At 29.4% G+C, this 13,502-nt stretch carries 15 protein-coding genes; 2 read left to right on the forward strand and 13 right to left on the reverse strand.

Going from position 1 to position 13,502, the window contains the following annotated elements:
• Positions 1 to 3: 3 nt before the first annotated feature.
• A complete protein-coding gene (locus CX675_RS02110; RefSeq protein WP_130733567.1) occupies positions 4 to 2,148 on the reverse strand; it encodes a TonB-dependent siderophore receptor in 2,145 nt (714 codons plus the stop codon).
• Between the two features lie 187 nt (positions 2,149 to 2,335).
• Here CX675_RS02110 and prfA point away from each other — a divergent pair, with 187 nt between their 5' ends.
• Both prfA and CX675_RS02120 read left to right on the forward strand, forming a co-directional pair.
• A complete protein-coding gene (gene prfA, locus CX675_RS02115; RefSeq protein ID WP_130733568.1) occupies positions 2,336 to 3,409 on the forward strand; it encodes a peptide chain release factor 1 in 1,074 nt (357 codons plus the stop codon).
• Positions 3,410 to 3,480: 71 nt separating this feature from the next.
• A complete protein-coding gene (locus tag CX675_RS02120) occupies positions 3,481 to 4,794 on the forward strand; it encodes a DUF5723 family protein (RefSeq protein WP_130733569.1) in 1,314 nt (437 codons plus the stop codon).
• Positions 4,795 to 4,898: 104 nt separating this feature from the next.
• Here CX675_RS02120 and CX675_RS02125 read toward each other — a convergent pair whose 3' ends face one another.
• From CX675_RS02125 to CX675_RS02180, 12 genes are all read right to left on the reverse strand, one after another.
• Positions 4,899 to 5,564 (reverse strand): DUF6565 domain-containing protein, encoded by a 666-nt coding sequence (locus tag CX675_RS02125; RefSeq protein WP_130733570.1) that lies wholly within the window; start codon positions 5,562 to 5,564, stop codon positions 4,899 to 4,901.
• Positions 5,565 to 5,697: 133 nt separating this feature from the next.
• Positions 5,698 to 6,051 (reverse strand): hypothetical protein, encoded by a 354-nt coding sequence (locus CX675_RS02130; protein ID WP_130733571.1) that lies wholly within the window; start codon positions 6,049 to 6,051, stop codon positions 5,698 to 5,700.
• Position 6,052: 1 nt separating this feature from the next.
• Entirely contained in the window at positions 6,053 to 6,406 is a 354-nt protein-coding gene (locus CX675_RS02135; RefSeq protein ID WP_130733572.1) for a hypothetical protein, read from the reverse strand.
• An 11-nt stretch (positions 6,407 to 6,417) separates the two neighbouring features.
• Positions 6,418 to 6,702, reverse strand: a complete 285-nt coding sequence (locus CX675_RS02140) for a YtxH domain-containing protein (RefSeq protein ID WP_130733573.1) — start codon at positions 6,700 to 6,702, stop codon at positions 6,418 to 6,420.
• 27 nt (positions 6,703 to 6,729) lie between these two features.
• Entirely contained in the window at positions 6,730 to 6,882 is a 153-nt protein-coding gene (locus CX675_RS02145; protein ID WP_130733574.1) for a lmo0937 family membrane protein, read from the reverse strand.
• A 22-nt stretch (positions 6,883 to 6,904) separates the two neighbouring features.
• The gene (locus CX675_RS02150; protein WP_130733575.1) at positions 6,905 to 7,552 is read right to left on the reverse strand and encodes a porin family protein; all 648 of its coding nucleotides are present in this window, start codon (positions 7,550 to 7,552) and stop codon (positions 6,905 to 6,907) included.
• A gap of 116 nt (positions 7,553 to 7,668) precedes the next feature.
• Complete coding sequence (locus CX675_RS02155) at positions 7,669 to 8,235, reverse strand: DUF4142 domain-containing protein (protein WP_130733576.1); 567 nt, start codon at positions 8,233 to 8,235, stop codon at positions 7,669 to 7,671.
• A 269-nt stretch (positions 8,236 to 8,504) separates the two neighbouring features.
• Positions 8,505 to 9,431 carry a YihY/virulence factor BrkB family protein gene (locus CX675_RS02160; RefSeq protein WP_205728591.1) on the reverse strand — a complete coding sequence of 309 codons (927 nt, stop codon included), beginning with the start codon at positions 9,429 to 9,431 and terminating at the stop codon, positions 8,505 to 8,507.
• Positions 9,432 to 9,433: 2 nt separating this feature from the next.
• Positions 9,434 to 11,647: a PAS domain-containing protein gene (locus CX675_RS02165; RefSeq protein ID WP_130733578.1), complete on the reverse strand. Its 2,214-nt coding sequence runs from the start codon at positions 11,645 to 11,647 to the stop codon at positions 9,434 to 9,436.
• Between the two features lie 9 nt (positions 11,648 to 11,656).
• Positions 11,657 to 12,103 (reverse strand): response regulator, encoded by a 447-nt coding sequence (locus CX675_RS02170; protein WP_130733579.1) that lies wholly within the window; start codon positions 12,101 to 12,103, stop codon positions 11,657 to 11,659.
• Positions 12,104 to 12,108: 5 nt separating this feature from the next.
• The gene (locus tag CX675_RS02175) at positions 12,109 to 12,672 is read right to left on the reverse strand and encodes an AraC family transcriptional regulator (RefSeq protein WP_130733580.1); all 564 of its coding nucleotides are present in this window, start codon (positions 12,670 to 12,672) and stop codon (positions 12,109 to 12,111) included.
• An 83-nt stretch (positions 12,673 to 12,755) separates the two neighbouring features.
• The gene (locus CX675_RS02180) at positions 12,756 to 13,496 is read right to left on the reverse strand and encodes an MlaD family protein (protein WP_130733581.1); all 741 of its coding nucleotides are present in this window, start codon (positions 13,494 to 13,496) and stop codon (positions 12,756 to 12,758) included.
• Between the last annotated feature and the right edge of the window lie 6 nt (positions 13,497 to 13,502).

Here is a 13,502-nt window from a genome sequence, read left to right on the forward strand (position 1 = left end):
ATATTAAAGATTGTATTGTAATGCAATTGAAAAATTTCGAGGTGCAATTGGATTTAAGCTGTTGTCATCGTGTACATTATAGCTCAATTCGTTAAAAAGGTTGCTTAGTTTTGCTCTAAGTGTCGCTTTTTTGAAATGATATCCTAAAGTAGCATCTACCTGAAAAAAATCTTGCAAATATATTAATTGTCTGGTATCATTTGCAACTCTTACTTGTGTAGATCTTCCTGCATACCTTTCTCCAAAGTAAGTATTAATTACTCCTAAGTTTAATCCTTTTAATGGGCCAGCTTCAAAAGTATAATTAGCACTTAAATTAGCTGTATTTTTGGGATTATATCTAAGTAAACTACCTTCTACATACGTATTGCTTTTTACATATTTAGTTTCATTAAAACTATATCCTGCCACTACTTGTAAGCCTTTATAGGGTTTAGTAATAATGTCAATTTCTAGACCTTCACTTTTGATGGAGCCAGCTAATTCTTTAAAATTAGGGTCTACTAATGATGTTTGTGCTAAGTTATTGTTATTAATTTGGTAAAAAGTAATATTTGCTTGAATAATATCTTTAAATAATTTGTTTTTGAAACCTATTTCATATTGATCAATTATTGAAGGCTTTAAAGGTTCGTTATTAATATCTGCTCCAGTATTAACATCAAAAGAATTAGAATACGTTGCAAAGACGGTATGATTCTTAGTAGGTTGATAAATTAAACCTACTCTAGGAGAAAAGGCATCATCATAGTTATTGGTAACGTTAGTTTGATTGTTATTATAAGTTAAAACATTCGTCTCTGTATCTTGATAACTATATCGTACACCTGCTAACACTTTCCATTTTTCGGTAAGACTTACTAAATCTTGTATGTAAATTCCAAAACGACTAATAGGAGTAGTGGTTAATCTATTTTTTGTAATATCTGGAATTGCTGTTTCCGTATCCGAATTATAGTCTTCAAAAATATTTATCGTATCATATGAAGCATTGTTGTATCTCGTGGCATAATTTTTAAAATTTTCAACATCAGCTCCAAATAAAACATTATGTTTCGTTGTGCCAAGTGCAAATAATCCATTTAAATTTGCTTGTTGTGTAAAATAATTATCTTTTGAATCTGCTTTTTGAACATTTCTGTTCCAATCTCCATTTTCTGATATTAAACCACCTGTATTTGGTCGTGCATTTGACAAAAGCTCGGTTTGATAGTAACGAATTCCGTTAATAAAATTCACACTCCATTTTTCATTGATTTTATGGGTTAAAGTAAGTGTACTTGATAGTTGTTCCGCATCATATGTTCCCCAAGTAACACCTAAAAAACGATTTCTTGGAAGTTCAACAATTTGATAATTAATAACTCCTGCTCCGAAATCGGGAGTTCTAGAATCATTGGTATAATCCGCTTCTACTAATAATTCGGTTTTTTCAGATAGTTGGAAAGAAAAAGACGGATTGATATAATATTTTTCAGAAGTGACATAATTTCTAAAACTTTCCGCATTTTCGTAGCTACCATTTAATCGGAAAGCCACTTTTTTAGACGAACCAAGGCCGTCATAAATATCAAAAGTAGGTTTGTAAGTACTAAAACTACCTTGAGCAAAACCGATTTCGCCTCCAAAAGTGTTTTTTGGTTTTTTGGTAACCAAATTTAAAATACCACCAGGAGCTACATTTCCATATAACATGGCAGCACTACCTTTCAGAAATTCTATTTTTTCCAATCCGGAAGTTTCTATCATCATGCCATTATAATAGCGAATTCCATTTTTAAATGTATTATCACTACGTAATGAAAAACCCCTAGAAGCTATTTCTTCTTGGTAACCACCACTTGTCCCCATTATATAAACACCATTTGCATTTTTTAATATATCAGTTAAAGATTTGGCTTGTTGTTTTTGTAATACTTCAGCAGTAATAATGCTGGAAGCTTGTGGTAAATCCATTTCTTTTATAGTTGATTTACTGGCACTAGGTGTATTATTTTGCGTTGTACCATTTACAATAACCTCATTTAAGATATATTTTTTTGGTTTTACCGTATCATTTTCAATTTCGTTTTCAGTATATAAACTTTCTTGGGCATAACCTGTAGAACATAAAAGAGTGAAGGAGGCAACAGCCACTATATTTTTCATTTTATTTAGATTTAATTAAAATAACGACGCAAAAATAGATGCAAAGTTGGATTTTCCAAAATTTATTTAGAATTATTTTAAATAAAAAAGATAACCTATTAATTTTGAGAATATAAAAAGTAGTTTCTATTATATATTAACCGATTGATTTTTTTATTAACTTTGCACTCCAAAATATAAAATTACTATGTTAGATAGATTGCAATATGTGAAACAACGTTTCGATGAAATATCTGATTTGATTATTCAGCCAGATGTAATTGCGGACCAAAAACGTTATATACAACTCAACAAAGAATATAAAGATTTAAAAGCTTTAGTAGAGAAAAGAGATGAGTATATCGTATTAGAAGGCAACATTACTGAAGCAAATGAAATTATTGCAGATGGTTCTGATGCAGAAATGGTAGAAATGGCAAAAATGCAGTTAGATGAAGCTAAAGAAAGATTGCCACAACTTGAAGAGGAAATAAAATTCATGTTGATTCCTAAAGATCCAGAAGATGCTAAGAATGTAATGGTAGAAATACGTGCAGGTACAGGTGGAGACGAAGCTTCTATTTTTGCAGGTGATTTATATCGAATGTACACTAAATATTGTGAGTCTAAAGGGTGGAGAACATCTGTAGTTGATATGAATGAAGGTACTTCGGGAGGTTTTAAAGAAATTATTTTTGAAGTTACAGGAGAAGATGTTTATGGTACTTTAAAATATGAAGCAGGAGTGCATCGTGTGCAACGTGTACCTCAAACAGAAACACAAGGTAGAGTACATACTTCTGCAGCAACCGTAATGGTATTGCCAGAAGCTGAAGAATTTGATGTACAAATTGATATGAATGATGTAAGAGTAGACTTCTTTTGTTCGTCTGGACCTGGAGGACAATCAGTTAATACTACAAAATCAGCCGTACGTTTAACGCATATTCCTACTGGTTTAGTGGCTCAATGTCAAGATCAAAAATCACAACATAAGAATAAAGATAAAGCTTTAGACGTTTTACGTTCTCGTTTATACGAATTAGAATTAGCGAAGAAAGAAGCAGAGGATGCTTCTAAGAGAACTTCACAAGTAAGTAGTGGGGATCGTTCTGCTAAAATTAGAACGTATAATTATGCGCAAGGTCGTGTAACAGATCATAGAATAGGTTTAACATTATATGATTTAGGCAATATTATGAATGGAGATATTCATAAGATAGTAAGTGAACTTCAATTAGTTGCAAACACTGAAAAGCTGAAAGAGACTGAGGTGTTTTAAAAAAAAATATTATTTTTGAAAGGCTATAAATTAATTTATAGCCTTTTTTAATCACCCTAAATCCTTAAATTATGTGTAAAAGACTCATTTTAATTGTGATTTGTTTGTTTAGCATTATTGGTCAGTCACAATCATTTTTTGGGAGCCAATATGATAATTATGCTGGAATATATAGTGTTATTAATAACCCAGCTAATATTGCTGATTCTCGTTTTAAAACAGATGTTAATATAGCTTCGGGTAGTTTTTTTGCGGGAAGCGACTATTATGCGGTTAAACTAGGTGATGCATTACAGCATTCTGATTTTGAGGATTATGCAAGAAAAACGCCCACAAATAATAATAATTTTTATACTAATGTAGATTTGATGGGACCTTCCTTTCAAATGAATTTGAACGACATAAGTGCGATTGCTTTTTTTTCCAGAGTAAGAGGAATTGGTCATGTTTCAGAAATAGATGGTCTTTTTTTAGAGAAAATACAGGATGATGTAGAACAAGATTTTAATGTTTCCAATCAAAACTTTAGTATTGCAACAAATGCTTGGTTTGAAGTTGGGTTATCTTATGCTAGGGTCTTATTTAACAATGAAAAACATTTTTTAAAAGGAGGTATTTCTGCTAAATATATTGGCGGTATTTATTCAGGATATATAAAAGCAAGAAATTTATCGATTGATTATGATTATACGGGATTAGAAATTACAAATACGACGACTACTTCAGGTGAAATTGAAACAGGTAACGTAAGTAGTTTAGAAAATTTTGATGACCCGGTAGAAAATTATGGGAATGGTTTTGGTACAGACATTGGTTTTACCTATGAATTTAGAACAAATAGCACTAATATAAGTGCAGCTCAAGGAGTAAATAAATATTTATTAAAAATAGGTTTATCGGTTACCGATATTGGTTCAGTTTCGTTTAAAGAAGGGGAGCAAGTTGTTTATGAAGCCAATGCATCTTATACCGATGCAGAATATGCAATCAATGATAATTTTGATGCCTATTATACTAGAATAAGTGAAAGCAAATCTTTTAAAGTTTCTTTACCAACAGCTTTACATTTAAATGCTGATTGGAATGTTTACCAAAAATACTACTTCAATTTAAATACCGATTTCAATTTAAATAAACAGACAAAGCCAAACGCGAATTACATTAAAAATACAATAAGTATGACTCCTCGTTATGAATCGAAATGGTTGAGTATTTATTTACCTTTTTCGATTGTAGAAGATACAGGATTTTTATCTGGTTTTGGTTTTAGAGCTGGTCCACTAACGGTGGGTTCTGGTTCTGTTTTTAATGGTCTTTTTGGGTATACTAATGCTATAGATGTTCATATAGGTTTAAAAGTTCCGCTTTATAAAAGTTCAAAATAATGAAAAAACCGTTTGGAAATTATTTCCAAACGGTCTTCAATAACTAAAACTTTTGTGGAATAAACAGTGAGCATAGCTTACTGTTTGTTTTTATAGCTAAGCTATTATTTTTTTGCTTCTTGGTTTTCTTCCGATTTTGCACCCATTCTATTCACAGTATACATTGGAGCAAATTTAATTTTTAAAGCTGCAATTTTTCTGTTATCTTCAGCACTTAAACCTTCTTTTTCAACTGTGTTTTTTCTGGTATCAAGTGCTTCATATAATAATTTAATTTCATCCCAATCTTCTCTTGAATACGAATCTTTGTTATTCTCTACTGTGGTTACAAAATTGTCATATACACTTAAAATATTATCTTTATTTACCCAAGCAAAAGACATATCTGTTGAACCATCATAACCCTCACCTAATAAAGTTTTACGCATGGTCATTTTGGCATTTTCCATATCTACTTTTTCTTTTTCAGTAACAACTTTTACTTTGTATTCTTCATATCTAATAGTGGTGTTATCTATAGATTCTTTTAATTTTTGCTCATCTTCAACACCAGTTAAAGAGTTTTCTGCATTCATTTTCAATCTTTCATAATCTTTTTGAATTTCATCCCATTCATTTGCTGCTTTATCCATTTCAACATTACTTACAGAATCTACATAGTTAGCATACATAGCAACGTCTTTTTCCGCTTGTAATTTTTTTTCATCTGTACATGCAGTTAATGAGATGGCAACTGCAAATAGTCCTAAAGTGATTTTTAAATTTTTCATCTTTTATTTTTTTATTGTTATTATTGTTTTGTAAAATTAGTTTTGTTAATTCTTTTAGTCATTACATAATTTTTGTAGAGAATTATACAATTTCAATTTGAAGGTATATACGATAAAATAATGGTATCCGATTTTAAATATTTTGCTCATTAGAAGTCATTTCTTCTGCTTTATTTTTAATAAAATTTGAAACAAAATACTGAGCTACTGTTGCTGATAATTTTTTAAATAAGCTTGCCGATTTTCCTACCATCATTTTTCTAGTAATAAATCCACCAGCAATGCCTAGCGTAGTTTCTAATAATGAATTCTTAATTTCTTTAGAAGCTTTAAAATCATGAATGGTTTCTTTAATTATGTTAACAGGTTTCATACTATCTATAGTTGTATGATATTGTGCTCTTAAAATCTCAAAGTCATGCTCGTGTTTTATTTTTAAGAGTCTTATTTTTTCATCCAATAGTTGATTTTCATTTACTCTTCTCATTTTATCTCATTTTAGTTTCTAAAAGCTTTTTAATAACTAAATTAGTTATAGGCGCTTTAATTAATTTATTTCTAAAAAAGTATACAATAATTGCAAGAAGTAAATAGAAACCTGAAACGATGAGGAAGCCTACATATGTTTCTCCAATTATTTTTCCAAGATAAAGGCTAATACCTATATTAACAAATAAGGAAAACATAGCTACAATTAAACCAAAAGCTAATCTAAACGTTAAAGCTGCTGTAATGTCTGCCGTTTTATCTATTGCATTTAACCGAAACAATTCTATGCTAGACTTTGTATACTCTTGCGTTTTTTCAAAAAGCATCTCGATATTTGTAGCTATTTTTTCCATTTTTTAATCTATTAAATTTTTGCTAATTCTTCTTTGATTTTGCTTTTCCCTTCTTTAATTTTTTCGTCAATATTTTCAGAAAGGTAATTGTACTTATCTTGAAGTTCTCCATATTTTTTTTCTATGGTATTCACGGTATTATCAATGCCTTCTTTAAAAGTGTCTTTTAATTCGTTTGCTTTTTTACCGATTTTTTTTCTTGTATTTGATCCTTTATCTGGAGCTAATAAAACTCCAATTACTGCTCCAGCTGCTAAACCAGCTACTACTCCTAAAATTGCTTTATTCGCTTTCATAATCTTTATTTTTATAATTAATATTTTTTAAATTCTTCTTCCTTGTATAATTCTAATTATAATTGCTATTACGGCTATTATTAATAATATATGTATTAATGCCCCAACGCTATACACAAAGAATCCTAGTGCCCAGCCAATAATTAATATGACTGCAACGAGATATAATAAATTTGACATCTTGATTAATTTTTAATTGTTATTAATTTAAACGTAAGGCTAAGTATAAACTTAAGTTACTGTTTTTACCATCTGGAATGGTATACGTTGTACCCGCAAATTCTCTTTCTTTACCTACAGTTTGTAAACCATAATTGTATCTTAGTCCTATTCCTATTGCTTCAAAATCTAGCCCTACACCAGCAGATAAGCCATAATCAAATTTGTTAAAATCGTCATTATTATAATTGTCTTCAAAGTCAAATGTCCCGCTTTCCGTTTCATTCGTTACTTGAGCATCAACTAAATAAGCAAGATATGGACCAGCATGAATATTAAAGCTATTTGTAATATTTACTTTTAATAATACAGGTAACTCAATATAGTTTAATTTGAATTTTGCTGTTCCTTCAGCTAAGGCGTTATTATAGACTAATTCGGCTCCTTTTCTACTGTATAAAAGTTCAGGCTGAATAGCTATTGCATCTGAAAGGGGCAGTTTTGCATATACACCTGCATTAAAACTGGTTAATACATTCTCATCATCCACATCATCAGTATACATATTAGAGAAGTTTACACCACCTTTTACACCAAATTCTGCATTGGAATCTTTTGATTGAGCATTAACAGCTAATGATGTCATTAAGGCTAATGCTAGGGTTGCTACAATTTTTTTTCTTTTTTTCATGTCAATTGTTTTTAGTGTTTGTATTTAAGTTATTATATTTTAGTTTGTTAATATGATACTTGCATTGGCTAAAAGTGTAAAAACGATACATAAGACCAGTGCTATAATCCATTTTTTCATGTTTGAGAGGTTTTAATTTGGTTTACCCTGTCTAAGGATGTGTTTAATTTTACTATAGTTTGTAGGGCTAAAATTTTAAAATCTGCATCTTTAGTTGCTTCAGACAGTACGGTTAAATCTTGTATTTGATTTGTTAAAATTGCGGTAACCGTTTCTAAGTAAATTTTTTTAAAATTCTCTGTTTTTGTTTTGTCTATTTCAGTTATATTTCTTTGTAAATGTATGTTAGGAATTATGATTAATTTTTCTGTTGTTATTTGATTAATTACTTCATTAATAGTATTCTGCTCTTCAATTAAGCTATCGGCCAAACATTTTATTCTAAATGGAATTTCTTTTTCTTTTGCTTTGGTACTAATCTTAATTAGGTTCGCATTTCTTTGATTAAATTTTGCTAGCACTTCAGCTTCTATGTTTTCATATTTTGTTGTATTATTCATACTTGTGAAAATACTTTCTTCTTTTTGATTATTTGTAAAGACACAAGAAGTAACGGTCAACAAAGTAATACTACACAGAAAGAAGTAAAAATGTAACGTTCTTTTGGGGTTTGTCTTTCTCATTTTATTCTCTTTTTAATACATTACAAAGTTGGTTCATTGTAATAAAATTCTTCTTACATGATTTTTTGTATTGCTTATATCATTTCCATTTAACCTTGATATTGCTTATGTTGAAGAACTTATAAGACAAAATTACCTATATCTAATAGGTAAGTTGTTATATGATTTTTCGAGAAGCTTATAGAATTTTAATTTTTAATAAAAAGAGTATTAGAAATAATAAAAAATGCACTCTTTATGGAGTGCATTCTAAATTAAAGTATCTTTTTTTAATTATTTTCTTGTAAAATTTGACTTTCCGTTTTTTTTTCTGTAACCGATATAAATTCAGCAAAAGCAGAAGGTTGAATAGGTGAGGCATACTCTACAGCATAAGATTTTGCTAATTGAGCACCAAAATATAAAATAACAGAAGAATAATATACCCAAACAATTATAATAACAAATGATCCTGCAGAGCCATATACAGAATTTATATTAGAATTTGCAATATAAAATGAAATTAAAAATTTGCCTAAAATAAATAAAGATGCTGTGGTGAAAGAGGCAAATTTTACTTGTCTCCATTTAATTTCGGCATCGGGTAATATTGTAAAAATTGCTCCAAATAACACCGATATGACTATAAATGATAATAAGGAATTGGCTACATAAATAACATAATATAATACTTCTGGAAAGTAAGAGGTTAATTGAGCACCAATAGCATCTAAAATAGCTGAAATGCCTAAAGATACAAGTAAAATAAAACCAATACTTCCTATCACACCAAAAGACAATAATCGCGCTTTTAAAAAAATCCAAAAGCCAGAGGATTTCTTTTTAGGACGAATGTCCCAAATAGTATTGATTGAATCTTGAATTTCTGCAAAAACAGATGTTGCTCCAATAATCAGCATAACTATACCCGTTATTCCTGCTAAGCTACTACTATTAGAAATGCTTAAATTTTGAATCATTTCTTGTAATTGCACAGCACTTTGGTTGCCTACAAAACTTTTTAATTGATTGTATATTGTACCTTCAATAGCTTCCCTTCCCCAAAAAATATCGCATAAGTAAAGAATAACCAGAAGTAAAGGGCCAATTGAAAAAACGGTAGTATAAGCCAAAGCGGCGCTCATTTTAAGGATTTTTTTTTCCAAAAAACCAGTAAATGTATTTTTCAAAACTTTCCATAATCTTTTAAAATCCATTTTCAGCTGTATTTAGGAATATAAATGGTAAATGTAGCCCCTTTACCAGGAACACCATTGGCAAAAATAAAACCACCATGATTTTCAACAATTTTTTTACAAATGGCTAGTCCTACACCAGTTCCTTGATATTCTGTTTTTCCGTGAAGTCTGTTAAATAACAAAAAGATTTTTTCAGCATTTTCTTGTGCAAACCCAATACCATTATCTTTAAATTTGATTTTGTGGTAGACATCATTAGAATCGTCATTTAAAATGGCTTCATTTTTGGCTTTTACTTTTTTATACTTAATGATAATTTCTGGAGCTGCATCTTCTTTAGAATATTTTAAAGAGTTGCTAATTAAATTAGTAAAAAGTTGTTGCATTTGAAATTCTACCCCTTCAATAATATCAAAAGAATCATAAGTAATAATTGCTTTTTTTTCTTCAATATTTTGAGACAATTCTAGCATACTATTTGCCAAAACTTCATTTAAATCTACTTGTGAAAAAACATTGTCACCTCTATTTGTTCTGGAGTATTGTAATAAATCATTAATTAAAATACGCATACGGTTAGATGCTTTTTCAATTCTGATTAAGTAATCTTTTCCAAAATCGGTTAAGTTTTCTTTTTCTTTATCGGTTATTCTAGAAATAAAGGTTTGAATTTTTCTCAATGGTTCTTGTAAATCATGACTGGCAACATGGTTAAATTCACTTAGTTCTTTAATATTTTGTTCTAATTCATAATTTCGTTCTTCTAGTAACTCATTTTTGTTGTATTCTTCCGTTACGTCTTGTGTGGTTCCTATCATGCTTTCAGAACCACTTAAATCGGTAAAAGATTTAGCTACTGTTTTAAAATGTCTAATTTCTTTATCTTTTCTAACAATTCTATAATTTAAAGTAGGAATTTCGCCTGATGTTTGTGCCTGTTCTAAAGCTTCTGTTACCATTTCTTGATCATCTTCATGTACACGAGCCACAAGATTTTCCATTGTTGGCACAAAAGATTGTGGTTCAAATCCCATTAATCTAAATTTATTATCAGAATAGATACATTCATTCGTTTCAAAATTTAAAGTCCAACTCCCATAATTACCTAATATTTCCGCTTGACGACTCGACTCGTCAAAAATCATTAATTCATTATTTGATTTTTGTAAATCATTAATAGTGTCTTGCAGAAGCTTTTTATTTTTAACCTCATCAGTGATATCATGTGTAACTCCTAAAACAGTTTTTTGTCTTAATTTCTCATCATATAATTTTCCTGTGGCTCTAAAAAAACGAGTTTCTCCATCAGAACGAATGATTCTAAAGACTGTAGGTTCTAAATTTTCCTCTCTTACGATTTTGTCCATAATACCAACGACTAATTCTTTATCTTCTGGATGTACAAATTCAAGAAAATTAGCATTAGAAGAAATAAATGCTTGTGGTTCATATCCTAAAATTCGGTAGAGATTATCTGAATACTTGGTCACATGTGTAATTAAATTCCATTCCCAAGTACCAAAGCTTGAAAGTATTTCGGCTTGAGAATTTAAGAAGAACGATTTGCTAAGAATATTGTTGGCTTCTTTTAGTCTTTCCAAATCTTTATTTGTCTTGTAATAAGAATATACAATTAAAAGAATGGTAATTAATAAGATACTGAGCGTTAAAATAGGCGTTAGGCTAATTTGCTCGTAAAAAATGGAATTTCGTTTTTTTAGATAAGATTGTTCTAATTGAATCATCTCATTGATTTTATTTCGAATAGCCACTAAAAGTTTGCTACTTTCATTAAAATCTTTTTTGAACTTCTTTGTTTTTTCAATGTTTTTACTAATGTCAGGATCTGAGTATTCTCCATTATAATCTAAACGTTTTTTTATTATTTCATATAAATCATTTAGGTTTTGTTGTTGTTTTTTATTGTCTTTTGTTAAGTTTTTTAATTTTGAAAAAGACGAATTTATATTACTATTCGCTGTATAATAAGGGTTTAAATAAATACTCTCTTTAGTAATTAAAAAACCTCTCATGCTATTTTCAGAGTCTTTTATGTAAGAAAACAATTGTTCTAATTCTAAATTAACCTCATAGGTATGAATAATTTTTCTTGAAGTAGCCGAAACACCCTCAAAATGACGATACGTTATGGATCCAATAAATAGAACCACAAACAAACTAATTGTAAAAATTATTTTATGAAATTTTGAAGTTTTAAATTTATTTTCTCTCATGAAATATAGTTATAAGCGTAGTAGAAAATTATCTTTATTTAATCCACTGGTGTGGTATTGCCAATTAATGGTGACAACTTCTGATAGTACTTTTTTTAGTGTATTGAAATCACTTGGTTTTTTAATGTAAATATTGGCACCTAACACAAAAGTATTTTCAACATCTTGTTCCGATGATGAAGTAGAGTAGATGGCAATAGCAATATTATTAAATTTATCATTCTTTTTAATTTCTTTTAAACACTCTATTCCATTTAGAATTGGCATATTCAAATCTAAAAATATAATATTAGGTAAAATAGATTCAGGGTGATGTAAAAAATCCAATAGTTCTTTTCCGTTTTTGAAAGTATTAACAACGGTATTGATTTTTAATTCATCAAAAGCATCTGTAAAAAACAAACGATCATCTTCGTCATCGTCGGCTAATGTTATTAGGATATAATCTTTTTGCATTTTTATTAGTTTATATTTTTTGTGGCAATTTCTCTTCGTTTAGCAATGATTCTCTGAAAAGCAGATGGTGTTATTCCTGTGGTGTTTTTAAATTGAGTACTTAAATGTGCTACACTAGAATAATTTAATTTAAATGCAATTTCGGTTAGGCTTAAATTTTCATTTATAATTAAATGCTTTGTTAATTCTATTTTTTGAAGAATAATAAAATTTTCAATTGAAGTGTAAGTAACTTCAGAAAAAATATTTGAAAGATAACCATAACTATGGTCTAATTTTTCGGCTAAAAACACCGAACTTTTTACGTTAGGAGCCTCTTCACTGAACACCATTTCTATAATGGCGTCTTTTATTTTCTGTACTAAAATGTTTTTTTGATTCTCTATAATTTCGAAGCCATATTCTTCTAATACTGCCGTTATTTGATGATATGTTTCAGTTGGAATATTCTCCAGAAACAAAACTTCTGAGGCATTTATAACTTCAAATTTGATGTTAAAATCGCTAAGCTTTTCGTCTAAAATTTTTTTAGCTAGAGCATTCGTGTCGAGCTTTAAGAATAGTTTCACGGTTATTTGATTATAATTTTAGTAAAAGTAATAAAAATGTTTAATAAAAAAACCCTTGTTATTAAACAAAAACTCGGATTCGTTTATTTTTTAGTGGCTTCTTCTTTTGTGTTTTCAGCCTCTTCTTGTGCCTTCTCCAAAGCTTTTCTTTTTTCTCTTTCTTTTTTTCTGAAATACCCCCTTAATAAAAAATTATGCTTAGCAGCTTCCATATTTTCATTTAGTCCTTTGGAACTTTTTCTTAAATTCTCCATTGTTTTTTCTAAGTCTTCTGCCATACCTTCATCGTTCATTAGTTTCCCAAGAGTTCCTTCTCCTTCGTTAATATCTCCTAATAACAGGGCTAATTCGTCTGTAATTACTTCCGCATTTTCTGCTGTAACTTTTACCGAAGCTAAAATGGCATCCATTTCTACAGGTTCATAAGAACCAATTACATCTCCATCGTCTACTTCTTTGGAAGTTGAAGAACCTTGTGAAATGGTAAGTAATTTATCTCCAATAACACCTTCAGAGCCTATAGAAGCTTTGCTGTTCTTTTTAATGAATTTTTTAATATCTGATTTAATAGATAAATCTACTTGAACTGTACTATCATTTACTATTTCTATATTATCGACTGTTCCTACATCTATCCCTGAAAAGCGTACAGAACTTCCTATTTGTAAACCACTTGCGTTTTTAAATCGAGTGGTAAGTTGGATTTCTGAACTAAAAAGATGTTGTTGGCTACCAATTAAAAATATAATTGCTATTAAGAATACTAAGCCTAAACTTACGAAAAGACCTAATTTAATTTTATATGAGTTATTTTGTGTTTCCATGTTTGT

The organism is Flavobacterium sp. J27 (assembly GCF_004303025.1).
In the GTDB taxonomy this organism is placed as follows: Bacteria; Bacteroidota; Bacteroidia; order Flavobacteriales; family Flavobacteriaceae; genus Flavobacterium.

Excerpts from the sequence above, each read along its gene's own strand:
- CX675_RS02135 (WP_130733572.1), bottom strand. The coding sequence starts at position 6,406 with ATGGAAAAAATAGCTACAAATATCGAGATGCTTTTTGAAAAAACGCAA.
- CX675_RS02155 (WP_130733576.1), bottom strand. The coding sequence starts at position 8,235 with ATGAGAAAGACAAACCCCAAAAGAACGTTACATTTTTACTTCTTTCTG.
- CX675_RS02180 (WP_130733581.1), bottom strand. The coding sequence starts at position 13,496 with ATGGAAACACAAAATAACTCATATAAAATTAAATTAGGTCTTTTCGTA.
- CX675_RS02160 (WP_205728591.1), bottom strand. The coding sequence starts at position 9,431 with ATGGATTTTAAAAGATTATGGAAAGTTTTGAAAAATACATTTACTGGT.
- CX675_RS02125 (WP_130733570.1), bottom strand. The coding sequence starts at position 5,564 with ATGAAAAATTTAAAAATCACTTTAGGACTATTTGCAGTTGCCATCTCA.
- CX675_RS02170 (WP_130733579.1), bottom strand. The coding sequence starts at position 12,103 with ATGCAAAAAGATTATATCCTAATAACATTAGCCGACGATGACGAAGAT.
- CX675_RS02120 (WP_130733569.1), top strand. The coding sequence starts at position 3,481 with ATGTGTAAAAGACTCATTTTAATTGTGATTTGTTTGTTTAGCATTATT.
- CX675_RS02130 (WP_130733571.1), bottom strand. The coding sequence starts at position 6,051 with ATGAGAAGAGTAAATGAAAATCAACTATTGGATGAAAAAATAAGACTC.
- CX675_RS02110 (WP_130733567.1), bottom strand. The coding sequence starts at position 2,148 with ATGAAAAATATAGTGGCTGTTGCCTCCTTCACTCTTTTATGTTCTACA.
- CX675_RS02150 (WP_130733575.1), bottom strand. The coding sequence starts at position 7,552 with ATGAAAAAAAGAAAAAAAATTGTAGCAACCCTAGCATTAGCCTTAATG.
- CX675_RS02140 (WP_130733573.1), bottom strand. The coding sequence starts at position 6,702 with ATGAAAGCGAATAAAGCAATTTTAGGAGTAGTAGCTGGTTTAGCAGCT.
- CX675_RS02145 (WP_130733574.1), bottom strand. The coding sequence starts at position 6,882 with ATGTCAAATTTATTATATCTCGTTGCAGTCATATTAATTATTGGCTGG.
- CX675_RS02165 (WP_130733578.1), bottom strand. The coding sequence starts at position 11,647 with ATGAGAGAAAATAAATTTAAAACTTCAAAATTTCATAAAATAATTTTT.
- prfA (WP_130733568.1), top strand. The coding sequence starts at position 2,336 with ATGTTAGATAGATTGCAATATGTGAAACAACGTTTCGATGAAATATCT.